This is a genomic window from Variovorax sp. J2P1-31, assembly GCF_030317215.1.
GTDB lineage: Bacteria > Pseudomonadota > Gammaproteobacteria > Burkholderiales > Burkholderiaceae_C > Variovorax.
Genome location: NZ_JASZYA010000003.1, coordinates 230,887 through 253,802 on the forward strand (window position 1 = coordinate 230,887; position 22,916 = coordinate 253,802).

The following is a 22,916-nucleotide window of genomic DNA, read 5'->3' on the forward strand; positions in this document are numbered from 1 at the left end:
GCACCGACCGCGGCCCCCGTTTTCCCGTGAGGCTGGCCCTCGGCGTCCGCTACAACGGCCAGGCCTACCAGGGCTGGCAGAGCCAGCTCTCGGGCCAGACCGTGCAGGACAAGCTCGAAGCCGCCCTGGCGCGTTTCGCCGACCGGCCCATCTCCACGCTCTGCGCGGGCCGCACCGACACCGGCGTGCATGGGCTGAACCAGGTGGTGCACTTCGACACCGACATCGAACGCACGCCCTTTTCCTGGGTGCGCGGCACCAACCGCTACCTGCCGCCGGACATCGCGCTCCAGTGGGCCCACCCGGTGCCCGACGCCTTCCACTGCCGCGCCAGCGCGCTGGCGCGCCGCTACCGCTACGTGCTGTCGCAGTCGCCGGTGCGCCCCAGCCTCGATGCCGGCCGCGTCGGCTGGTCGATGTACCCGCTGGACGGCGACGCGATGCGTGCCGCGGCCGCGCTGCTGATCGGCCAGCACGACTTCAGCTCCTTTCGCGCCTCGGCCTGCCAGGCACGTTCGCCGGTCAAGACGCTGCGCCGCATCGCCATCACGCAGCACGACGCCTCGCCCGACGGCGAGCGCTGCCACTGGCACTTCGAGTTCGAGGCCGACGCCTTCCTGCACCACATGATCCGCAACCTCATGGGCTGCCTGGTGCGCGTCGGCCGCGGCGACGCGCGGCCCGAATGGATCGCCGAGGTGCTGGCCGCGCGCAGCCGCAAGGTCGCCGCGCCCACCTTCTCCGCCGACGGCCTCTACTTCGTCGGCCCGCTCTACGACGCGGCCTGGGGCCTCCCGCCGGAGTCGACCTGGCAGGCCGAGGGCGCTGCGTATGATGCTTCGCCATGACTTCCGCCTCGCGCATCCGCATCAAGGTCTGCGGCCTCACCCGTGAACAGGACGTCGACGCGGCCGTGGATGCCGGCGTCGACGCCGTCGGTTTCGTGCTCTACCCGGCCAGCCCGCGCGCCGTGAGCGCCGAGCGCGCCGCCGAACTCGCGTCGCGGCTGCCGCCCTTCGTCACGCCGGTGCTGCTGTTCGTCAACGAGACGCCGGAAAACACCGTGGCGGCGCTGGCCCGCGTGCCGGGGGCGATGGCCCAGTTCCATGGCGACGAGTCGCCCGCGCAGTGCTTGGCCGCCAGCGGCCGGGGCGCCCACCGCTTCCTGCGCGCGGCCCGTATTCCGCTGGGTCTGGCAGGGGCAGGCTTCAACCTCGTAAAATACGCTTCCGATTTCTCCCACGCCCAGGCCATCCTGCTCGACGCCCATGTCGACGGTTATGGCGGTGGCGGCAAGGCATTCGATTGGTCACTTCTTCCACCCGCCGTCGACGCTCACCTCGTCTTGAGTGGTGGACTCACACCTGCAAACGTGGCCGATGGCATTCGCCAGCTCCGGCCGCGCTGCCTGTCGCTGGCCGTTGACGTGAGTTCCGGCGTCGAGATGTCCAAGGGCATCAAGGACGCCGCCAAGATCCGCGATTTCGTCGCGGCCGTCAGGGCCGCCGAGCTCGCATCCTCCTGACCGCCGCACCGTCTCGTTTCCGACGGGCGCGGCCCATCGAATCGAGACCTATGACCTACCAGCAACCCGATGCCAGCGGCCATTTCGGCCCCTACGGCGGCAGCTTCGCGAGCGAGACGCTCACCCATGCCATCGCGGAACTGCGCGATGCCTACGCCAAGTTCAAGGACGACCCGGACTTCCTGGCCGAATTCCACTACGAGCTCAAGCACTTCGTGGGCCGGCCCTCGCCGATCTACCACGCGGCGCGCACCAGCCGGGAGGTCGGCGGCGCGCAGATCTATCTCAAGCGCGAGGACCTGAACCACACCGGCGCCCACAAGATCAACAACGTGATCGGCCAGGCCATGCTCGCGCGCCGCATGGGCAAGCCGCGCGTGATCGCCGAGACCGGCGCCGGCCAGCACGGCGTGGCCACCGCCACCATCTGCGCGCGCTACGGCCTCGAATGCGTGGTCTACATGGGCAGCCAGGACGTGCAGCGCCAGAGCCCCAACGTCTACCGCATGAACCTGCTGGGCGCCACGGTGGTGCCGGTGGAATCGGGCAGCAAGACGCTCAAGGACGCGCTCAACGAGGCGATGCGCGACTGGGTCACGAACGTGGAGAACACCTTCTACATCATCGGCACCGTGGCCGGCCCGCACCCCTACCCGACCATGGTGCGCGACTTTCAGAGCGTGATCGGCACCGAATGCATCGAACAGATGCCCTCGATGCTGGCGGCCCAGGGCCTGCTGGGCGACGGCCGCCAGCCCGACGCGGTGGTCGCCTGCGTGGGCGGCGGCAGCAACGCGATGGGCATCTTCCACCCCTACATTCCCTTCGCCGGCACCCGCCTGATCGGCGTCGAGGCCGCGGGCGAAGGCCTGGACAGCGGCAAGCATTCGGCCTCGATCCTGCGCGGCAGCTCGGGCGTGCTGCACGGCAACCGCACCTACCTGCTGCAGAACGAGGACGGCCAGGTGACCGAGACCCACAGCATCAGCGCCGGCCTCGACTACCCGGGCGTCGGCCCCGAGCACGCCTACCTGGCGGACATCGGCCGCGCCGAATACGTGGGCATCACCGACACCGAGGCGCTCGAAGCCTTCCACTACCTGTGCCGCACGGAGGGCATCATTCCCGCGCTCGAATCCAGCCACGCCGTGGCCCACGCGATGAAGCTCGCCAAGACCATGCGCACCGACCAGTCGATCCTGGTGAACCTCTCGGGCCGCGGCGACAAGGACATCGGCACCGTGGCCGACCTCTCGGGCGTCGATTTCTATGACCGGCCCTCGATGCGCGGCCTGAGCGTGAAGGGAGGCAAATGATGAAGTACCCCCACGCTCGCCACTTTGTGTTCTCGCTGCCCCCCGAGGGGGCGCGTGCCTCCCTAGAGGCGGCTCGTCAGGAGGCACCATGAGCCGCATCGCCGCCGCCTTCGAGGCACTGCAGAAAGACGGGCGCCGCGCGCTCGTGCCCTACGTCACCGCCGGCTTCCCCTATGCCGACATCACGCCCGAACTCATGCACGGCATGGTCGAGGCCGGTGCCGACGTGATCGAGCTGGGCGTGCCTTTTTCCGACCCCATGGCCGACGGCCCGGTGATCCAGAAGGCCGGCGAGGCCGCGCTGGCGCTGGGCGTGGGCACGAAGCAGGTGCTGGCCATGGTCGCGGCCTTCCGTGAGACCAACGACCACACGCCGGTCGTGCTGATGGGCTACGCCAACCCGGTCGAGCGCTACAACGGCGTGCACGGCGCGGGCAGCTTCATCCGCGACGCGGCCGCGGCCGGCGTCGACGGCCTGCTGGTGGTCGACTACCCGCCCGAGGAGTGCGAGGACTTCGCGGCCGAGCTGCGCGCGGCCGGCATCGACCTGATCTTCCTGCTGGCCCCCACCAGCACCGACGAGCGCATGGCGCAGGTCGGGCGCATCGCGACCGGCTATGTCTACTACGTGTCGCTCAAGGGCGTGACCGGCGCCGGCCACCTCGACACCGAGGCGGTCGGCCGCATGGTTCCGCGCATCCGCCAGCATGTGAGCGTGCCGGTGGGCGTGGGCTTCGGCATCCGCGACGCGGCCACGGCGCAGGCGGTCGGCTCGGCCGCCGACGCGGTGGTGATCGGCACCCGGATCATCCAGCTGATCGACGGCCAGCCGCGCGAGAAGGTGGTGCCGGCGGTGCGCGAATTCCTGGCCGGCATCCGCGACGCACTGGACGCCCTGCCCGCGGCTACCCCCAAGAACGCGGCTGGCAGATAATTGCCCGTTGCCTGACCCCAGCCCCTCTTTCACATGGTGGGAGAGGGGAGCAGATCGTCGCGCGGGCCCGCCCACGCGAAAACATAGGATTGCCCATGAGCTGGCTTGAAAAACTGCTACCCCCGAAGATCGCCCAGACCGACCCCAGCGAACGCCGCCAGATGCCCGAAGGCCTCTGGATCAAGTGCCCCAGCTGCGAGACCGTGCTCTACAAGACCGACCTCGAGCACAACCAGAACGTCTGCCCGAGCTGCAGCCACCACCACCGCATCGGCGCACGGGCACGGCTCGACGCCTTCCTCGACCCCGAAGGCCGCTACGAACTGGGCCAGGAAGTGCTGCCGGTCGACGCGCTCAAGTTCAAGGACAGCCGCAAGTACCCCGAGCGGCTCAAGGAAGCGCTGGAGAACACCGGCGAGACCGACGCGCTGATCGTCATGGGCGGCTCGGTCCACAGCATCAACGTGGTCGTGGCCTGCTTCGAATTCGAATTCATGGGCGGCAGCATGGGCAGCGTGGTGGGCGAGCGCTTCGTGCGCGGCGTCGAGACCGCGATCGAGCAGAAGGTGCCCTTCATCTGCTTCACCGCCACCGGCGGCGCGCGCATGCAGGAAGGCCTGCTGTCGCTGATGCAGATGGCCAAGACCAATTCCGCCCTCACGCACCTGGCGAAGAAGGGCCTGCCCTACATCAGCGTGCTGACCGACCCGACCATGGGCGGCGTGAGCGCCGGCTTCGCCTTCGTGGGCGACGTGGTGATCGCCGAGCCCAAGGCGCTGATCGGCTTCGCCGGCCCGCGCGTGATCGAATCCACCGTGCGCGTGACGCTGCCCGAAGGCTTCCAGCGCGCCGAGTTCCTGCAGACCAAGGGCGCGATCGACTTCATCAGCGACCGGCGCGAGCTGCGCAAGACGATTGCCAGCACCCTGGCGATGCTCTTGCGCCAGCCCGCCGACGCGATTCTTTGACCCCCCCGAGGGCTTCGCGCACTGCGTGTCGCTTTGCCTTCCCCCCAGGGGGCGACACCAGCGGCCCGGCAAAGCCGGTTCCGCGGTAGCACTTGGCTCTCCCCCGAGCCTCGCGCACTGCGTGTCGCCTCACCTTCCCCCTCTCTGGGGGCGACACCAGCGGCCCGGCAAAGCCGGTTCCGCGGTGTCTCTGGCATCGATGCCGGACTGAGCCCTAGGTTCAGATCATGAACACCCGCGCCATCAGGTTGCCCAGCACGATGGCCACGACCTGCAGCAGCACGATGGCGGCCAGGGGCGAGAGGTCGATGCCGCCGACCAGCGGAATGATGCGGCGCAGCGGGCGCACGATGGGCTCGGCCAGGCGCGACACCAGGTCGAGCAGCATGGCCGAGGCGCCGGGCACCCACGACAGCACCGCGTAGACCAGCAGCAGGGCCGTCAGGCCCGAGACCACCAGCTGCAGCAGGCCGATCAGCGAGACCAGCGGCAGGATCGCGATGCGGCCGAACTGGCCGACCAGCAGCAACAGCAGCAGGAACTTCACCATCACCAGCAGCCAGGCCGCCACGGCGCTGGCCAGGTCCCAGCGCTTGACCGAGGGCACGATGCGCCGCAGCGGCATCACGATCCAGTCGCTCACCGCGAACACGAAGCGGCCCAGCGGGTTGCCGAAGGGCACGCGGTGGTACTGCATGTACAGCCGCAGCAGGCAGGCGCCGCCCAGCAGGCCCACGATCACATCGAGCAGGAAAGAGGGGATCTGGTAGAGCATGGCGCGTGCGGCGTGAAGGGACAGGGATGATAGTCATGCGCGCCGCCGGCCAGGCGCTTCGACGCAGGAGTGCAAGGGTCTCTGACACGCGCCTGCGCATCTGCTACGGTGTGCCTTGCGCGAACTTGTCCTGCCGACACCATGCCGCCCTCCGCCCCGCTTCCTTCGCCGCTGCCGCTGTTCCCGCTGGGATCGGTGCTGTTTCCCGGCGGCTACCTGCCGCTGCGCATCTTCGAGGTGCGCTACCTGGACCTGATCGGCAAATGCCACAAACAGGGCCTGCCCTTCGGCGTGGTGAGCCTGACGGCCGGCGCCGAGGTGCGCGCGGCCGGCGCGGGCGTCGAACGTTTCTCCACCGTCGGCACGCTGGCCACCATCCGCAGCCTGCACAGCCCGCAGCCCGGCCTGTTCGAGATCGAATGCCTGGGCACGCAGCGCTTCGAGGTCCGCAGCAGCGAACTGCAGAAGCACGGCCTCTGGACCGCCGAGGTCGACGCGATGCCCGACGACGTCGCGCTCGGCATCCCGAGCGACCTGCAGCATGCGGCCGACGCGCTGCGCCGGCTGGTCGACACGCTGGAGCAGCGGCGCATCGCCGCGCAGGACGAAGACCTGCGCCTGCCGATCGCCGCGCCCTACCGCTTCGACGACTGCGGCTGGGTCGCCAACCGCTGGTCGGAGCTGCTGCCCATGCAGAACACGCTCAAGCAGCGGCTGATGGAGCTCGACAGCCCGCTGATGCGGCTGGAACTGGTGAGCGACCTGCTGGCGCGGCACAACATCGCCGGCTGATCGCACCGGCGCCCGCCAGGGGACGGCGGGCTAAAATCACGGGCTTCGCGCGGCACCGCTCGTGCCCTCCAGACCCTTGCCCATGACCGAACCTACGACCTCCCCCGCTCCCGCAATCGACGAAAACCAATTGATGGCCGAGCGGCGCGAGAAACTCAAGGCGCTGCGCGCCGGCCAGGGCGTCGCCTTCCCCAACGACTTCAAGCCTGCGCACCGCGCCGTGGGCCTGGCCGCCTCGCACGGCGAAGCCACGGCCGAGTCGCTAGAAGTCCAGCCCGTGACGGTCAGCGTCGCCGGCCGCATGATGCTCAAGCGCGTGATGGGCAAGGCCAGCTTCGCCTCGGTGCAGGACGCCACCGGCCGCATCCAGCTCTACGTGACGCGCGACGCGCTGGGCGAAGAGGTCTACGCCGACTTCAAGCGCTGGGACCTGGGCGACATCGTCGGCGCCGAAGGCACGCTGATGAAGACCAAGACCGGCGAGCTGTCGGTCAAGGTGACGTCGCTGCGCCTGCTCACCAAGAGCCTGCGCCCGCTGCCCGACAAGTTCCACGGCATGGCCGACCAGGAGCAGAAGTACCGCCAGCGCTACGTCGACCTGATCACCGACGAATCGGCACGCGACCGCTTCAAGGCGCGCAGCAAGGCCGTGAGCGCGCTGCGCGAGTTCATGGTGGCCAACGACTTCCTCGAGGTCGAGACGCCCATGCTGCACCCGATTCCGGGCGGCGCCAACGCCAAGCCCTTCAAGACGCACCACAACGCGCTCGACCAGGAGATGTTCCTGCGCATCGCGCCCGAGCTCTACCTCAAGCGCCTGATAGTGGGCGGCTTCGAACGCGTGTTCGAGATCAACCGGAGCTACCGCAACGAGGGCATCTCGGTGCGGCACAACCCCGAGTTCACGATGATGGAGTTCTACGCGGCCTACTGGAACTACCAGGACCTGATGGACTTCACCGAACTGATCATCCGCACGATCGCGAAGAAGACCACCGGCGGCGAGCAGCTGACTTACCAAGGCAAGGCCGTCGACCTGAGCCAGCCCTTCGAGCGGCTCACGATCCGCGAAGCCATCGTCAAGCACACCGACGCTGGCGAGAACGTCGACGACACGACCTGGCTGATCAACGCCCTGCGCAAGCTCGGCCTGAGCGAAGAGAAGGACAAGCTCTCGCAGCGCAGCCTGGCGAGCCTGCAGGTGCTGTACTTCGAGGAAACCGTCGAAGAGAAGCTCTGGCAGCCGACCTTCATCATGGAGCACCCGACCGAAATCTCGCCGCTGGCCCGCGCCAACGACGAGCGCCCCGAAGTCACCGAGCGCTTCGAGCTCTACATCACCGGCCGCGAGTTCGGCAACGGCTTCAGCGAGCTCAACGACGCCGAGGACCAGGCCGCGCGCTTCAACGCGCAGGTCGCGGCCAAGGATTCGGGCGACGACGAAGCCATGTTCTACGACCACGACTTCGTGCGCGCGCTCGAGTACGGCATGCCGCCCACCGGCGGCTGCGGCATCGGCATCGACCGCTTCATGATGCTGCTGACCGACTCGCCGAGCATCCGCGACGTGATCCTGTTCCCCGCACTGCGTCGAGAAGCTTGAACGCGACGAACGCCGGCATCGGCATCGATTTCGGCACCTCCAACTCCGCGATCGCCTGGGCGATCGATGGCGGCATCGCGGAAGCGCTGCCGCTCGAGGGCACGGCCACCACCATGCCGACCGCCCTGTTCTACAACGCCGAAGACCGCACGACCCACTTCGGCCGCGATGCCGTCGCCATGTACCTGGCCGGCGTCGAAGGCCGGCTGATGCGCTCGCTCAAGAGCCTGCTCGGCAGTTCGCTGATGCAGGAGACCACGGCCGTCTACGACGGGCTGATCAGCTTCCAGGACATCGTCGCGCGCTTCCTGCACGAGCTGGGCACGCGCGCCGAACAGACGCTGGGCCACCGGCCCGAGCGCGTGGTGCTCGGCCGGCCGGTGCATTTCGTCGACGACGACGCCAAGCGCGACCGCCAGGCCGAGGACAGCCTGCGCCTGGCCGCGCGCGCCGCGGGCTTCCGCGAGATCGCCTTCCAGTTCGAGCCGATCGCCGCGGCCTTCGACTACGAGCAGCGCGTGCGCAAGGAATCGGTGATCCTGATCGTCGACATCGGCGGCGGCACCTCCGACTTCACCGTGGTCCGGCTCGGCCCCGAGCGTGCGGTGCGCCCCGAGCGCAGCGACGACGTGCTGGCCACCAGCGGCGTGCACATCGGCGGCACCGACTTCGACCAGCGGCTGAACCTCGAGCGCGTGATGCCGCTGCTGGGCTTCCGACACCACGACGCGCGCGGGCGCGAGGTGCCGAGCAAGGTCTTCTTCGAGCTCTCGTCCTGGCACCTGATCAACTGGCTCTACGCGCCCAAGGCGGTGCGCCAGGCGCAGGAACTGCGCACCAGCTATGCCGACACGCGGTTGCACGCGCGGCTCATGACGGTGCTGGAAGAGCGCTACGGCCACCGCATCGCGAGCGAGGTCGAGCAGGCCAAGATCCAGAGCTCGATCGGCGACGAGGCCGTGACCATCGACCTGTCCTTTGCCGAGGCCGGCCTGGGCGCCTCGCTGACGCCGCAGGACATGGCCGAGCAGCTGGCCGATGCGCTGGGCAAGGTGGTGGCCAGCGCGCACGAATGCGTGCGCCGCGCCGGCCTGCGCAGCCACGACCTCGACGCGATCTACCTGACCGGCGGCTCCTCGGCGCTGCGGCCCTTCCAGGATGCGCTGCGGCGCAGCTTCGCCGGCGTCAAGCTGGTCGAGGGCGACCTGTTCGGCGGCGTGGCCGCGGGCCTGGCCTACGCGGCACGGGCCACGCGCAAGGCCGCCAGCACGGCGTGAAATACCTCGCGCACTACCCGCCTGCGCTGCAGGCGCAGGTGCGCGAGCTGATCGCCGCGCAGGGGCTGGCGCCCATGCTGCTCAAGCGTTATCCGGCGATGCACGCCGTGCGCACCGACCGCGCGCTGTACGACTACGTGACGGGGCTCAAGACCGAGTTCCTGCGCAACGCCGACCCGCTGTCCAAGGTGATGTTCGACAGCAAGCTGCACGTGATCCGCCACGCGCTGGGCACCCACACCACGGTCTCGCGCGTGCAGGGCAGCAAGCTCAAGGCCAAGCGCGAGATCCGCGTGGCCAGCCTGTTCAAGGCGGTGCCGCTCGAGTGGCTGCGGATGATCGTGGTGCACGAGCTCGCGCACATGAAGGAGCGCGAGCACGACAAGGCCTTCTATGCGCTGTGCACGCACATGGACCCCGACTACCACCAGCGCGAGTTCGACCTGCGGCTCTACCTGACGCACCTCGACACCGGTGGCGCGCGGCTGTGGGACGCCGAGCCGGACAACGCCGGGCCCTGAAGAGGGCTCAGCCGGGCAGCAGCGCCACTGCGCGCCGGTAGGCCGCGGACGCGGTCAGCGCCTCCCAGTCCAGCGCGGTGGAGGTCGGCAGCAAGGCACGGCGCCGGGCCTCGCCGGCCGCATCGGGCTGCCAGCGGCCATCGGCCGCGGCGACGCTGAAGCCTTCGAGCAATTCGTCCAGCGGCGCGCCCTCGCCCACGCTCTGGTTGCAGAGCAGCGCCAGGTCGCAGCCGGCCGCGAGCGCGGCCAGGGCGGCGTCGGTGTAGCTGAGCAGTTGGCCGTCGATGTAGCGGCCGGCCTCCATGCTCAGGTCGTCGCTGAAGATCGCACCCTCGAAGCCGAGCCGGCCGCGCAGGATGGCCTGCAGCCATCGGGCCGAGAAGCCCGCGGGGCGTGCATCCACCTTGGGATAGATCACATGGGCCGGCATCACCGCGGCCAGCGTGCCGCCGAGCCATTCGAAGGGGCGCGCGTCGTCGGCCAGGATGGCCTTGAGGCTGCGCCGGTCGACCGGGATCGCGACATGCGAGTCGGCCTTGACGAAGCCATGGCCGGGAAAGTGCTTGCCGCAGTTGGCCATGCCGGCCTGCAGCAGGCCGTGCATCAGGCTCTGGGCCAGCAGCGCGGCGACGCGCGGGTCGCGGTGGAAGCTGCGGTCGCCGATCACCGAACTCCCGCCATGGTCGAGGTCGAGCACCGGCGCGAAGCTGAAGTCGACGCCGACCGCGCGCAGCTCGCTCGCCAGCACGAAGCCGGCCGCGGTCGCGGCCTGCACGGCACGCATCGCGTCGTCCATCCACAGCGTGCCCAGCGTGCGCATCGAGGGCAGCCGGGTGAAGCCGTCGGTGCGGAAGCGCTGCACGCGCCCGCCTTCATGGTCGACGCAGACCAGGAGGTCGGGCCGGATCGCCTTGATCTCGGCATTGAGCGCCTGCATCTGCGCCCGGTCCTGCCAGTTGCGCGCGAAATGGATCACGCCGCCGACCTGCGGATGGGCAAGCCGGCGCCGGTCGGCGGGCGTGAGCGCGGTGCCGGCCACGTCGATCACGAGGGGCCGCTGGGTCGTCGTCGGGGAATTCATGGGCTCGGGTCCGTCTTCGGATGCTGCTCGACCACCACGAAGCTGGCCGCGTAATCGGTTTCGTCGGTCACGGTGACGTGGGCCGTGAGCCCGCGCGCCTCGAACCATTCCTTGAGCACGCCGTGCAGCACGATCACCGGCTTGCCGCTGCGCTCGTTGGCGATCTCGCAGAGCCGCCAGCTCATGGGCATGCGCATGCCCATGCCGACGGCCTTGCTGAAGGCCTCCTTGGCCGAGAAGCGCGTCGCCAGGTAGCTCAGGCCGCGCTTCGGCCAGCGCGCGCTGCGCGCCTGCCAGACCGCGAATTCGGCATCGCTGAGCACCTTGCGCGCAAAGCGCTCGCCCTGGCGCTCGAAGGTGGCGGCGACGCGGCGCACGTCGCAGATGTCGGTGCCGATGCCGTAGATCACGCGTTCACTTCGCGGTCTGCGCCTCGTCGATGCAGCGCAGGTAGTCGCGCGTGGTGGCGGCGTAGCCCAGCTCGAGCGCGTCGGCGACGAAGGCATGGCCGATCGAGACCTCCTTGACGGCCGGCACCGCGCGCAGGAAATCCGTGAGGTTGTCACGGCTCAGGTCGTGGCCGGCATTGACCTCCAGCCCCGCGGCCTGGGCCGCGCGCGCGGTCTCGGCATAGCGCGCGAGCACCTCGGGGGCCCTGGCAGAGCCGCGCGAGGCGGCGTAGCCCTCGGTGTAGAGCTCGACCCGGTCGGCGCCCACGGCCTTGACCGCGGCCATCATCTCGGGGATCGGGTCCATGAACAGGCTCACGCGCACGCCCAGCGCCTGGGTTTCGGCGATCAGCGGGCGCAGGCGCTCGGCATCCTGCGGAAAGCTCCAGCCGTGGTCGCTGGTGGACTGCGTCTCGCTGTCGGGCACGAAGGTGGCCTGGTGGGGCCGGCAGGCGCGCACAAAATCCATCAGGTTGTGGAAGGGGTTGCCCTCGATGTTGAACTCGACCTGCGGCCAGTCGCGCGACAGCAGGGCCGCGAGATCGTGCACGTCGTGCGCCCGGATGTGGCGCTCGTCGGGCCGCGGGTGCACCGTGATGCCCGTGGCGCCGGCTTCCAGGCACAGGGTCGCGGCGCGCAGCACGCTGGGGATGCCGAGATGGCGCGTGTTGCGCACCAGCGCGACCTTGTTCAGGTTGACCGAAAGGGCCGTGGGGGAGGAAGGCGTGGTCATGGGCGATCAGAGGGCTTGCAGATCCCGCATCATCTGCCGGGTCCGCAGGGTGGTAACGCCGCAATGGTAGTTCAGCAGCGTGCGCAACTGGCTGCGCAGGGCCGCATTGCTGCCGGCGCTGAGCAGGGCCACGCAGCGCAGCGTGGCCGAGAAAGGCGCGCGCTCCTCCAGCGCGTCCTGCAGCGCCAGCCAGTCGGCGCCGGCCAGCGCGGCGTCGGCCGGGGCCGCCTCGCGCAGCCCGGCCTCGGGCAGCAGCGCATAGCGCGCATCGTCGGCCAGCGGCGCGAGCGTCAGGGTTTCGGTGTCGAGCGTGGGCAGCAGGCCGACCTCGCGCAGCAGCAGCAGTTCGAAGGCCCGCAGCGCCGCCGCCTGCGTCGCGGCCTGGGCCGCGCCATGGTCGCTGGCCAGCACCTCGACCACGCCGGCATAGGCGTCGAACAGCGCCTCGTGCGCATCGTCGCGCGCCAGCAGCCGCAGCAGCAGCTCGTTGACGTAGTAGCCCGACAGCAGCGATTCGCCGGTGGGCATCACCAGGCCGCCCATCCATTCGGCGCTCTTGAGCGTGCGGATCTCGGCGTCGCCGCCGTAGTTGAGCTGCAGCGGCTGCAGCGGCAGCAGCACCGGCCGGAAGTTGGAGCTGGGCCGCTTCGCGCCCTTGGCCACGATGGCGACACGGCCGTGGTGGCGGGTGAAGACCTCCAGGATCACGCTCGACTCGCTCCAGTCGTAGCGGTGCAGCACGTAGGCGGGTTCGTGGGAGACGCGTTGGGTGGCCATGTCAGTGCGCGCTGGGCGTCGAGGCGGGCGCCCAACGGCGACGCGCAGCGCGCAGGTCCGGGGCTGTGCTTATTCGTAACCGAAGCTGCGCACGCGCGCTTCGTCGTCGGCCCAGCCGGAGCGCACTTTCACCCAGAGCTCGATGAACACCTTGGCGTCCATCAGCTTCTCGAGCTCGACCCGGGTCTCGGTGCCGATGCGCTTGATGCGGTCGCCCTTGTCGCCGATGACCATGGCCTTGTGCGTGTCGCGCTCGACCACGATGGTCGCGGCGATGCGCATCAGGCGCTTCTGGCCCTTCTTCTGCGGCGGCTCTTCCTCGAACTTGTCGATGATCACGGTCGAGGTGTAGGGCAGCTCGTCGCCGGTCAGGCGGAACAGCTTCTCGCGCACCATCTCGCCGGCCAGGAATTTCTCGCTGCGGTCGGTGAGCTCGTCCTCGGCATAGAACCAGGGCTGCTCGGGCAGGTACTTGGCGCAGATGGCGAACAGGCGCTCGACGTCCTTGGCGCTCTTGGCCGACATCGGCACGAGTTCGGCGAAGTCGTGCTTCTCGTGCATGGTCTGCAGCCAGGGCGCCACGTCGCCGCGGCGGTGGATGTTGTCCAGCTTGTTGGCCAGCAGCACCGTCGGGATCCCCTTGCCCAGCAGCTTGAGCACGCGTTCGTCGGCCGGCGTGAAGCTGCCGGCCTCGACCACGAACAGGATCAGGTCCACGTCGCCCACCGCGCCCAGCACGGTCTTGTTGAGCGACTTGTTGAGCGCGTTGGCGTGCAGCGTCTGGAAGCCCGGCGTGTCGACGAACACGAACTGCGTGGCCTCGCGGGTGCGCATGCCGGTGATGCGGTGGCGCGTGGTCTGCGCCTTGCGCGAGGTGATGCTGATCTTCTGGCCGACCAGCGCGTTGAGCAGCGTCGACTTGCCCACGTTGGGCTTGCCGACGATGGCGATCAGGCCGCAGTGCTGCGGTCCGTGGACCGAGGTGTCGGCGGCCGCCGCCCCGGGCATCGCGGGCATGGGTGGCATGCCGGGGACGGGCGGGATCAGCTTTTCGGGGGCGCCATCGGCGTCGGGGACATCGTGTGTAGGGGTCATGTTGCTTTCGTGCCGCGGGCCTTGAGTCGGATCAGCATCGCCGCGGCCGCGGCCTGCTCGCCGGCGCGTCGCGAACCGCCGATGCCGCGCTCGGTCAGCCCCAGTTCGGGCACCTCGCACTCGACATCGAAGGTCTGCTTGTGGGCTGCGCCGAGCGTGCCGCTGACGCGGTAGACCGGCAGTTTCATTTTGTGCCCCTGCAGCCATTCCTGCAATTCGGTCTTGGGGTCCTTGGCGGCGGCTTCCATGCGCGGCGTGATCTCGACCGACTCGTAGAGCCGGCGCACCAGCGCCTGCGCCGCGCCGTAGCCGGCATCGAGGTAGACGGCGCCGATCAGCGCCTCCAGCGCATCGGCCAGGATCGAGGGGCGGTTCGGGCCGCCCGAGCGGGCCTCGCCCTCGCCCAGCCGCAGCAGCGGCGAGATCGCCAGCTTGACCGCCAGCTGGTGCAGCGTGTCCTGCTTGACCAGGTTGGCGCGCACGCGCGACAGATCGCCTTCGGGCAGGTCCGCGAGCCGCTCGTAGAGCAGGTGCGAGACCGCCAGGCTCAGGACCGAGTCGCCGAGGAATTCGAGCCGCTCGTTGTGGTCGGCGGAAAAACTGCGGTGGGTGAGTGCGCGCTGGAGCAGCCGCGCGTCGGCGAAGTCATGCCGGAGGCGCGCCTGCAGCGCAACAAGAGCGCCTTCTGCCACGGTCAGCGGGACTGGCCCTGGCCCTTGTACTTGAGTACCAGGTAGGCCGGGCCGAACAGATGGATTTCGCGGTCGTAGGCATAGGACACGACGACCTTGTCGCCGACCTTCTGCACGTCGAGGTCCTTGCCGCTGACCGACTTGAAGTCGTCGATGGCCTGGGCGCGGTCGAAGATGGAACGCACCTCGGGCACCGTGCTGCCTTCGGCGGCCTTGGCGGCGGCCTTGTTGATGGCCTGGTACTCGATCAGCGTGGGAATGACCTGCGCCACCACCACGCCGACGCAGGCCAGCACGATGGCCACGAACAGCAGCCCGATGAAGGAGATGCCGCGCTGCCTCGACGCGGATGCCGACCGTTCAATGCTCTTTGCCATTGCTCTACCCTCGAATGATTGCTTTTATTGGAACGCGCCGATGCGCTTGAGATTGCCGAAATTCATCCAGACGAAGAACGCGCGCCCGACGATGTTCTGGTCGGGCACGAAGCCCCAGTAGCGCGAGTCGAGCGAGTTGTCGCGGTTGTCGCCCATCATGAAATAGTGGCCGGCCGGCACCTTGCAGACCACGCCTTCGACACTGTAACGACAATTATCCCGGTCCGGAAAGCTCATCACCTCGACGTCGGAGATGCCCGCGCGGCGGGTTTCGTCGTTGAGCAGCTTGTGCTGCGTGGTGCCCAGCGTCTCGGTGTACTGCTTGAGGTAGCGCATGGTCTCCTCGTCGAAATACTCGGGGATCGCGTCCTTGCTGACCGGCTGGCCGTTGATGGTCAGCTGCTTGTTCAGGTAGGCCACCTCGTCGCCGGGCACGCCGACCACGCGCTTGATGTAGTCGAGGCTGGGCTTGGGCGGGTAGCGGAACACCATCACGTCGCCGCGGGCCGGGGCCTTGCCTTCGGTGATCTTGGTGTTGAGCACCGGCAGGCGCAGGCCGTAGGTGAACTTGTTCACCAGGATCAGGTCGCCCGTGAGCAGCGTCGGCATCATCGAGCCCGAGGGGATCTTGAAGGGCTCGAACAGGAAGGAGCGCAGCAGGAACACCACCAGGATCACCGGGAACAGGCCGGCGGTCCAGTCCAGCCACCAGGGCTGCATGATGAGCCGCTCGCGTGCCTTGACGTCGACCCGGTCGACCTGCTCGATGCCCTGGCGCGCCAGTTCTTCGCGCCGCTGCGCGAGCGAGGCGTCGAGCCGCTCGGCCGCCTGGCGGCGCCGTGGCAGGAAGTAGAAGCGCTCGGCCAGCCAGTAGAGGCCGGTGACGACCGTCGCCACGAACAGCAGCAGCGCGAAGTTGCCTTCGACGGCACCGAAGTACCAGGCGCCGACGTAAGCGCCGAACGCGGCCAGGATGAGGGAGGTGAGAAGTGCCATCTTCGTTCTTTTAGATGCTGCAGGCGTCGGGAACAGCGCGGTCCCATGCCGGAGATGCCGCGGAACCGGCTGTGCCGGGCCGCCGGCATCGCCCGCTCGAGGGAGCGCTGCGAGGGTGGTTCATTCTTCAGTCTTCGACTTGCAGGATCGCGAGGAAGGCTTCTTGCGGCACCTCGACGGAGCCGATCTGCTTCATCCGCTTCTTGCCCGCCTTCTGCTTCTCGAGCAGCTTCTTCTTGCGGGAGATGTCGCCGCCGTAGCACTTGGCGAGCACGTTCTTGCGCAGCGCCTTGATTGTCTCACGCGCGATGATGGTGACCCCGATGGCCGCCTGGATCGCGACGTCGAACATCTGGCGCGAAATGATCTCGCGCATCTTCGACACCACCGCCCGGCCGCGGTACTGCGACTGGCTGCGGTGCACGATGATCGACAGCGCATCGACCTTCTCGCCGTTGAGCAGGATGTCGACCTTGACCACGTCGGACGCGCGGTACTCCTTGAACTCGTAGTCCATGGAGGCGTAGCCACGGCTCACCGACTTCAGCTTGTCGAAGAAGTCGAGCACGATCTCGCCCAGCGGCATCTCGTAGGTCAGCATGACCTGGCGACCGTGGTAGGCCATGTTCATCTGCACGCCGCGCTTCTGGTTGGCCAGCGTCATGACGACGCCGACGTATTCCTGCGGCATGTAGAGGTGCACGGTCACGATCGGCTCGCGGATCTCCGACATGCGGCCGACGTCGGGGATCTTGGAAGGGTTCTCCACCATGATCACTTCGCCGTCGCTGCGCACCACCTGGTAGACCACGCTGGGCGCGGTCGTGATCAGGTCCTGGTCGAATTCGCGCTCCAGCCGCTCCTGCACGATCTCCATGTGCAGCAGGCCCAGGAAGCCGCAGCGGAAGCCGAAGCCCAGCGCCTGGCTCACCTCGGGTTCGTAGCGCAGCGAGGAATCGTTGAGCTTGAGCTTCTCGAGCGCGTCGCGCAGCGAGTCGTACTCGCTGGCCTCGGTCGGGTAGAGGCCGGCGAACACCTGCGGCTGGATTTCCTTGAAGCCCGGCAGCGCCTCGGTGGCCGTGGCCGCTGCACCGCCGGTGCCCGGCTTGATCAGCGTGACCGTGTCGCCGACCTTGGCCGCCTGCAGCTCCTTGATGCCCGCGATGATGTAGCCCACCTCGCCCGCCTCGAGCGAAGCGCGCGGCTCGTTGGCCGGCGTGAACACGCCGACGCTGTCGGCGTTGTACATCGCGCCCGAGGCCATCATCTTGATGCGCTCGCCCTTCACGAGGCGGCCGTCGACCACACGCACCAGCATCACGACGCCGACGTAGGGGTCGAACCAGCTGTCGACGATCATCGCGCGCAGCGGGCCGTCGGGATTGCCGCGCGGTGCGGGCATCTTCGCGACGATGGCTTCGAGGATGTCGTCGATGCCCACGCCGGTCTTGGCCGAACATGGAATTGCATCGGTCGCGTCGATGCCGATCACGTCCTCGATCTCGGTGCGCGCGTTGTCCAGATCCGCGTTGGGCAGATCGATCTTGTTGAGCACGGGGATCACCTCGACGCCGAGGTCGAGCGCGGTGTAGCAGTTGGCCACCGTCTGCGCTTCCACGCCCTGCGATGCATCGACGACGAGCAGTGCGCCTTCGCATGCCGACAGCGAGCGGCTCACTTCATACGAGAAGTCCACGTGGCCCGGCGTGTCGATCAGATTGAGGTTGTAGACCTTGCCGTCGCGGGCCTTGTAATGCAGCGCAGCGGTCTGCGCCTTGATGGTTATCCCACGCTCTTTCTCGATGTCCATCGAGTCGAGAACCTGCGCTTCCATCTCGCGTTCCGCGAGGCCGCCGCAACGCTGGATCAGGCGGTCGGCAAGCGTCGACTTGCCGTGGTCGATGTGCGCAATGATCGAAAAATTTCTGATGTGATTCATCAACGGGAACGCTTAAGTACTTGAATTGCCTCGTGCGCAGAAGGCGACAGGCAAGAAAAAAGGGCGCGTCCGAAAGAGACGCGCCCTGAACCAACAAGCAATGGCAACTGCAGTAGTTGGGACTTCATTGTAGGCAAAAAGGGGAGCGCGTACATGTCGGGACCGGGTCAGGAAGGCTCGTTGCAGGTCAGCAACAGGATGGTTATTAACAGCTTATCAACAAAGGCAGTGAGCAACTGCCGGGACAACTTGTGGGTGATCTGTGGAGCAGCGGTGGACTGTCCTGGAACATACCGCATGGTGAATGCGTCCGCCGCCTTTATGCCCTCCGGGCAAGTCAATCGCCGCCCATTCTACTAAAACAAGTCGTTAGTCCCATGTTGATGTTTGCGATCACTAACTTATCGAGCCTCCAAAGCGATCGAAAAAATCTTCACGATGCGCCTTCGAAGCCCGTCCGAGCCCTGAAAAAAGGCCCCAAACCCGACTGCCGGGTGGGGCCACTTGACCGGCGCCCGAAGATCAGCGGGCCGGCCGGATCAGGGCGTACTGCGCCCACTCGCCCCGGCGGAACAGCACGCTCACGGGCTTGGACTTGTCGGCCTTGCCCAGGGCGGCGTCGAGTTCCTTGACGCTGGTCACCTCGGCATTGCCCAGCGCCAGGATCACGTCGCCTTCGCGCAGGCCGGCACGTGCAGCGGCGTCGGTGGCGGTGTCGATCTTCACGCCGCCGCGCACCTTCAGCGCCTTCTTCTGCGCTTCGGTCAGGTCGCTCACGGCGAGGCCCAGTGACTTGGCGGCCGCCGAAGCCGAGGACTTCGGCGCCGGCTCCTCGCGCTCCACCGCGGGACGCGCCGGCTTGTCGGGCTCGATCTCGGCGATGGTCACGTTGAGGTCGCGGAAGGCGCCGCGCCGGTACACGGTGATCGTGCTCTTGGTGCCCGGCTTGGTGTTGCCGACCAGCCGGGGCAGGTCGCGCGAGTTCTCGATCGCCTTGCCGTCGAACTTGGTGATGATGTCGCCCGCCTCGACGCCGGCCTTCTCGCCCGGCGAACCGGCCTCGACGCTGCGCACCAGCGCGCCCTGCGCCTTGCCCAGGCCGATCGACTCGGCGACGTCCTTGGTCACCTGGTCGATGCTCACGCCGATGCGGCCGCGCGAGACGCGGCCCGTGGCCCGCAGCTGCTCGCTCACGCGGATCGCCTCGTCGATCGGGATCGAGAAGGAGATGCCCATGAAGCCGCCCGAACGCGAGTAGATCTGGCTGTTGATGCCCACCACCTCGCCGCGCATGTTGATCAGCGGGCCGCCGGAATTGCCGGGGTTGATCGCGACGTCGGTCTGGATGAAGGGCAGGTAGTCGCCGGTGTCGCGCTGCTTGGCGCTCACGATGCCGGCGGTCACGGTGTTCTCGAGGCCGAAGGGCGAGCCGATGGCCATTACCCATTCACCCACGCGCAGCTTCGACACGTCGCCGACCTTGAGCGCCGGCAGGCCGGTGGCGTCGATCTTCACGACCGCCACGTCGGTGCGCTTGTCCGCGCCGATGATCTTGGCCTTGAACTCGCGCTTGTCGGGCAGCGTGACCAGCACCTCGGACGCGTCCTCGACCACGTGCGCGTTGGTCATCACGAAGCCGTCGGCACTCAGGATGAAGCCCGAGCCCACGCCACGCGGCCGGCTCTCTTCCTGCGGCTCCTGGGGCCGGTTCTGGCGCGGCCCCTGGCGCGGCGTGCCCGGCGCGGGCTGCCCGAAGAAGCGGCGGAAGAACTCCTGCATTTCCTCGTCCATCTCGCCGTTGGCGCCGCCGCCGCGCTGCGTCACCTTCTCGACGGTGCGGATGTTGACCACCGCCGGGCCGACCTGGTCGACCAGGTCGGTGAAGTCGGGCAGCGTGCGGGTCTGCGCCTGCGCGCTGGCCAGCGGCAGCAGGCCACCGGCCGCCGTCAGCACCAGCGCCGACGCCAGCAGGCACGAACGGAGTTTTCTTCCCTCGACTTTGAGCAGCATCATCGGATCTCTTTTCATGAAAGAACAGCGAACATCATCGCGCTATGAATCGGCAGCGGCCGTTTGGTTCAGCGCGCGGCGGGACGGCGCAAGCACCGGCCTAGCGCGTGCGCACAAGATTCTGAGCGAAAGCCTGCAGCGTGCGTGGCGGCACCTCGCCGACGATCGTGAGCCACCAGTCCCCGCCCTTGTCGGTCATGCGCCGGGTCAGGGTGTAGGTGGCGCCGAGCGCCAGCAGCGCTTCCTTCGACGGCCGCTGCGCATCGTAGGGCTCGACGAACAGCGAGACCGAGGCCAGGCCGTCGGAGAAGGTCCACTGCATGGTGCGTTCGGGCTTGGCCGCGCCGTCGAGCGCGCGCCGGTAGCAATTGACCGGCTTGAAGCCCGCCACCGGTTCGCGCAGCGACCAGCCTTCGGCGGCGGCCGTGGTGCGCTCCAGCTCCGACTTCTCGATGCGGTAGCCGGCGGTGTTGCCCATCATCTGGACCAGCGACTGCGGCTTCACCGGCGCATCGAACTGCAGCTCGGAGAAGGCCGACTGCTCGACCACGCGGCCGTCGCCGTCCACCGTCTGCAGCGCGACCACCAGGCCGGAGCGGCGTTCGCTCCAGACGCGGTAGCCGAAGCGCAGCGCATCGCGCGGCACGAGCTGCAGCACGTCGGCATCGAAACCCGCGACCCGGCCCTTGCCGAGCATCTGCACGTCGTAGAACTCGCCGATGGCCACGTCGGGCGCGCCACCCGGCAGGTTGGGGAAGAAATCCAGGTTCTCGCGCTTCTCGCTGCGCACGACCTTGTCCTCGGGCAGGAAGGTCATGACGTGGTCGTTGCGGCGGAAGGTCGAGCGCGGCGCGCCCGACAGCGCTTCGATGCGCTCCAGCAGCTGGTCGCCGTCGGCCACGTGCCAGATGCGCGAACTCGAGAGGTTGCCGCTGGTGGACGACACCACGAAGGTGCCGACATAGGTGCGCTGCCGCGACGCCGCATGCATGCGGCGCAGCCAATCGACCGTGCCCAGGCTCGACACTTCGCCGGCCACTGGCGGTGCGGCGCTCTTGGCCGCGGCCGCCGCGTGCCCGCGCGTCTGCGCGATCGCCAAGGGTGCCAGGCAGAGCGCGGAGAGCACCAGCATGGCGCGGCGGGCAGTCATGGGCATGGAGCGACGAAAGTCAGGTTGATCAGCGGGCATTCGGAGGCGTCAGCGCGCGGAGCTCTCGAAGGTCGCGTTGCGCAGGAAGCCCGAGGGCATCTGCGCCCCGCCGGCGGCCTGCCGGTGTGCTTCGAGCAATTGGTCCAGGCGCGGATCGCGCAGCATCACCTGCGGATTGCCGCTGCCGCTGCCGACCACCACGCGGGTCGGTCCCGACGGGCCGCCCTGCTGGGCCGCCGACAGCACCGAGCCGTCGGAGCTCGCCAGCTGCACCGCGGGCGCCGCCTGTTGCTGTTGCTGCTGTTGGGCCATCTGCGCGCCCGCGGGCGCGACGCCGCTGCCGACCCAGTTCCAGCCGATGGCCGCGGCCGCGACCAGCGAGGCCGCGCCGGCCACCAGCTTCCAGCGGAAGATCGGCTCGTTCGCGGCCTCGACCGGCAGCCGCGCCGCCACGGGCAGGGGCACCACCACGGGGGCGGCGACCACGGCCGCGCGCCGCACCGGCACCTCGTCGGCCAGCCGCTGCTGGAAACGCGCGAGGAACGCGCTGCTGTCGGTGCAGGGCGCAGGCCGAGGCGCCCGCAGCACGTCGCCGATCAGGTGGTAGGTCTGCCAGCTGGACTGCAGCTCGCCGTCGTGGGCGAGCAGGTCCATGGCTTCGCCGAAGGCGTCGCCCTGCAACCGATCGTCGGCCAAGGCGGAAATCTGCTCACGCACGGACTCGGGGGTATGTTTCATTTCATTCACCTGCTTACCAACGCTTGCCGGACTGGTTGTCGAGCATCGGCTTGACCCGCGCGGAAATGGCTTCGCGGGCCCGGAAAATCCGGGAGCGAACCGTGCCGATCGGGCAATTCATCAACTCAGCAATCTCTTCGTAGCTCATGCCCTCGATCTCGCGCAGCGTGACGGCCTGGCGCAATTCGGCCGGCAGGGCCTCCATCGCAGCCTCGACTGCGGCCGCGATCTCTTGCGCGGCCAGCACGGTTTCGGGGGTTTCGTCGCTGATTGGTTCGTTTCCAGGACGGTAAGTTTCATCCTCGTCCGACGAAGATGGCCGCAAGGCGCTTTCCGAGACCGTCGGATCGCGCTTCATGTCGACCAGCGCCTTCTTGGCGGTGTTGACCGCGATCCGGTAGAGCCAGGTGTAGAACTGGGCTTCGCCGCGGAACTGGTGCAGCGCGCGGTAGGCCCGGATGAAGGTTTCCTGCGCGATGTCCTCCACCAGGTCGACGTCACGCACCATGCGGCCGATCAGCCGCTCGATGCGCCGCTGGTACTTGATCACCAGCAGTTCGAAGGCCTTCTGGTCGCCCGCCACCGTGCGCTGCACGAGCTGGAAATCGACCTCGCCCGGACGCGGCTCGGCCACGTCGGTCGGACCGGCGTCCGGTGGCACGGGCGGGGGGGTGGCGGTCATGGAAGAGAGGAAGAAGGCGCCACGGGCAGCGTGGCATCGGCGGGCCGGCCCATCAGGGCCGGCGTCGGGGCGCGCGAATATACCGCACGACGCAAATCCGGCCAGCGCGAAGGCTGCGCGCGGCGTTCGAGCCAGAGCCAGCACCGCGGGCCCTCGGGCGCGACCAGGCGCAGCAGCAGCAGGAATTGCAGGTCCAGGCAGAGCTCGGCATGCGCCGCCGGCACCGGCTGCGCGCCGCTCAGCGACCACTGAAGACCGTCGAAGCGCAGTTCGCCGGAGCGGGCGCCGCGGCGAAACCACCACGTCGCCGCCCCCGCGCACGCCACGCCCAGCGCCAGCAGCGCCGCACGCCCGCCGAGCATGTCGTCGAGGTGCAGCACGGCGGCGCCCGCGCAGGCCGCGCCCAGGGCCCAGAGCCCGGACAACAGACGGCCCGCATCGCGCGAACGCCCCACCGGATAGCTCACCGCTGGGGCGCTGTGCATG

The 22,916-nt window shown here is 68.5% G+C and carries 24 protein-coding genes; 9 read left to right on the forward strand and 15 right to left on the reverse strand.

Features of this window, described 5'->3' with window-relative positions; all coding sequences use genetic code 11:
* Positions 1–26 precede the first annotated feature (26 nt).
* From truA to accD, 5 genes are all read left to right on the forward strand, one after another.
* Positions 27–848, forward strand: coding sequence for a tRNA pseudouridine(38-40) synthase TruA (truA, locus tag QTI20_RS21005; RefSeq protein WP_286554575.1), 822 nt, complete (start codon positions 27–29; stop codon positions 846–848).
* On the forward strand, positions 845–1,525 hold the full coding sequence (locus QTI20_RS21010) for a phosphoribosylanthranilate isomerase (RefSeq protein ID WP_286554573.1): 681 nt from the start codon (positions 845–847) through the stop codon (positions 1,523–1,525). The genes truA and QTI20_RS21010 overlap by 4 nt, the downstream gene beginning before the upstream one ends.
* A 50-nt stretch (positions 1,526–1,575) precedes the next feature.
* Positions 1,576–2,841 carry a tryptophan synthase subunit beta gene (trpB, locus tag QTI20_RS21015; RefSeq protein ID WP_286554571.1) on the forward strand — a complete coding sequence of 422 codons (1,266 nt, stop codon included), beginning with the start codon at positions 1,576–1,578 and terminating at the stop codon, positions 2,839–2,841.
* 88 nt (positions 2,842–2,929) lie between these two features.
* Positions 2,930–3,775, forward strand: coding sequence for a tryptophan synthase subunit alpha (trpA, locus tag QTI20_RS21020; protein ID WP_286554570.1), 846 nt, complete (start codon positions 2,930–2,932; stop codon positions 3,773–3,775).
* A 95-nt stretch (positions 3,776–3,870) separates the two neighbouring features.
* Positions 3,871–4,743: an acetyl-CoA carboxylase, carboxyltransferase subunit beta gene (gene accD, locus QTI20_RS21025; protein WP_183024473.1), complete on the forward strand. Its 873-nt coding sequence runs from the start codon at positions 3,871–3,873 to the stop codon at positions 4,741–4,743.
* 220 nt (positions 4,744–4,963) lie between these two features.
* Here accD and QTI20_RS21030 read toward each other — a convergent pair whose 3' ends face one another.
* Entirely contained in the window at positions 4,964–5,518 is a 555-nt protein-coding gene (locus tag QTI20_RS21030; RefSeq protein WP_286554568.1) for a YggT family protein, read from the reverse strand.
* Positions 5,519–5,659: 141 nt separating this feature from the next.
* Between QTI20_RS21030 and QTI20_RS21035 the strand changes: the two genes are divergently transcribed.
* The 4 genes from QTI20_RS21035 (at position 5,660) to QTI20_RS21050 (ending at position 9,711) form a co-directional block, all read left to right on the forward strand.
* On the forward strand, positions 5,660–6,310 hold the full coding sequence (locus QTI20_RS21035; RefSeq protein ID WP_286554566.1) for an LON peptidase substrate-binding domain-containing protein: 651 nt from the start codon (positions 5,660–5,662) through the stop codon (positions 6,308–6,310).
* 82 nt (positions 6,311–6,392) lie between these two features.
* A complete protein-coding gene (gene lysS, locus QTI20_RS21040) occupies positions 6,393–7,913 on the forward strand; it encodes a lysine--tRNA ligase (protein ID WP_286554565.1) in 1,521 nt (506 codons plus the stop codon).
* The gene (locus QTI20_RS21045; protein ID WP_286554563.1) at positions 7,910–9,190 is read left to right on the forward strand and encodes an Hsp70 family protein; all 1,281 of its coding nucleotides are present in this window, start codon (positions 7,910–7,912) and stop codon (positions 9,188–9,190) included. The genes lysS and QTI20_RS21045 overlap by 4 nt, the downstream gene beginning before the upstream one ends.
* Positions 9,187–9,711, forward strand: coding sequence for a M48 metallopeptidase family protein (locus QTI20_RS21050; RefSeq protein ID WP_286554562.1), 525 nt, complete (start codon positions 9,187–9,189; stop codon positions 9,709–9,711). The genes QTI20_RS21045 and QTI20_RS21050 overlap by 4 nt, the downstream gene beginning before the upstream one ends.
* 7 nt (positions 9,712–9,718) lie before the next feature.
* Here the strand turns inward: QTI20_RS21050 and nagZ are convergent, their stop codons facing one another.
* The 14 genes from nagZ to QTI20_RS21120 form a co-directional block, all read right to left on the reverse strand.
* Positions 9,719–10,792, reverse strand: coding sequence for a beta-N-acetylhexosaminidase (gene nagZ, locus QTI20_RS21055; protein WP_286554560.1), 1,074 nt, complete (start codon positions 10,790–10,792; stop codon positions 9,719–9,721).
* The gene (gene acpS / locus QTI20_RS21060; protein ID WP_183024480.1) at positions 10,789–11,202 is read right to left on the reverse strand and encodes a holo-ACP synthase; all 414 of its coding nucleotides are present in this window, start codon (positions 11,200–11,202) and stop codon (positions 10,789–10,791) included. Before acpS ends, nagZ begins: the two co-directional genes overlap by 4 nt.
* Positions 11,203–11,206: 4 nt before the next feature.
* Positions 11,207–11,974 (reverse strand): pyridoxine 5'-phosphate synthase, encoded by a 768-nt coding sequence (locus QTI20_RS21065; RefSeq protein ID WP_286554559.1) that lies wholly within the window; start codon positions 11,972–11,974, stop codon positions 11,207–11,209.
* Between the two features lie 6 nt (positions 11,975–11,980).
* Positions 11,981–12,751 (reverse strand): DNA repair protein RecO, encoded by a 771-nt coding sequence (recO, locus tag QTI20_RS21070; RefSeq protein WP_286554557.1) that lies wholly within the window; start codon positions 12,749–12,751, stop codon positions 11,981–11,983.
* Positions 12,752–12,820: 69 nt separating this feature from the next.
* Complete coding sequence (era, locus tag QTI20_RS21075; protein WP_405054679.1) at positions 12,821–13,777, reverse strand: GTPase Era; 957 nt, start codon at positions 13,775–13,777, stop codon at positions 12,821–12,823.
* A 65-nt stretch (positions 13,778–13,842) separates the two neighbouring features.
* Entirely contained in the window at positions 13,843–14,538 is a 696-nt protein-coding gene (gene rnc, locus QTI20_RS21080; protein WP_286554555.1) for a ribonuclease III, read from the reverse strand.
* Positions 14,539–14,540: 2 nt separating this feature from the next.
* Entirely contained in the window at positions 14,541–14,915 is a 375-nt protein-coding gene (locus QTI20_RS21085) for a DUF4845 domain-containing protein (protein WP_286554554.1), read from the reverse strand.
* A gap of 24 nt (positions 14,916–14,939) precedes the next feature.
* The gene (lepB, locus tag QTI20_RS21090) at positions 14,940–15,911 is read right to left on the reverse strand and encodes a signal peptidase I (protein ID WP_286554552.1); all 972 of its coding nucleotides are present in this window, start codon (positions 15,909–15,911) and stop codon (positions 14,940–14,942) included.
* Positions 15,912–16,038: 127 nt separating this feature from the next.
* Positions 16,039–17,850, reverse strand: a complete 1,812-nt coding sequence (gene lepA, locus QTI20_RS21095) for a translation elongation factor 4 (RefSeq protein WP_286554551.1) — start codon at positions 17,848–17,850, stop codon at positions 16,039–16,041.
* Positions 17,851–18,372: 522 nt separating this feature from the next.
* Positions 18,373–19,860, reverse strand: a complete 1,488-nt coding sequence (locus QTI20_RS21100; protein WP_286554831.1) for a DegQ family serine endoprotease — start codon at positions 19,858–19,860, stop codon at positions 18,373–18,375.
* 100 nt (positions 19,861–19,960) lie between these two features.
* A complete protein-coding gene (locus tag QTI20_RS21105) occupies positions 19,961–21,016 on the reverse strand; it encodes a MucB/RseB C-terminal domain-containing protein (RefSeq protein WP_286574258.1) in 1,056 nt (351 codons plus the stop codon).
* A gap of 42 nt (positions 21,017–21,058) precedes the next feature.
* On the reverse strand, positions 21,059–21,748 hold the full coding sequence (locus tag QTI20_RS21110; protein ID WP_286554548.1) for a sigma-E factor negative regulatory protein: 690 nt from the start codon (positions 21,746–21,748) through the stop codon (positions 21,059–21,061).
* A gap of 13 nt (positions 21,749–21,761) precedes the next feature.
* On the reverse strand, positions 21,762–22,430 hold the full coding sequence (rpoE, locus tag QTI20_RS21115; protein ID WP_286554547.1) for an RNA polymerase sigma factor RpoE: 669 nt from the start codon (positions 22,428–22,430) through the stop codon (positions 21,762–21,764).
* The gene (locus QTI20_RS21120) at positions 22,427–22,915 is read right to left on the reverse strand and encodes a hypothetical protein (protein ID WP_286554545.1); all 489 of its coding nucleotides are present in this window, start codon (positions 22,913–22,915) and stop codon (positions 22,427–22,429) included. Before QTI20_RS21120 ends, rpoE begins: the two co-directional genes overlap by 4 nt.
* Position 22,916 lies beyond the last annotated feature (1 nt).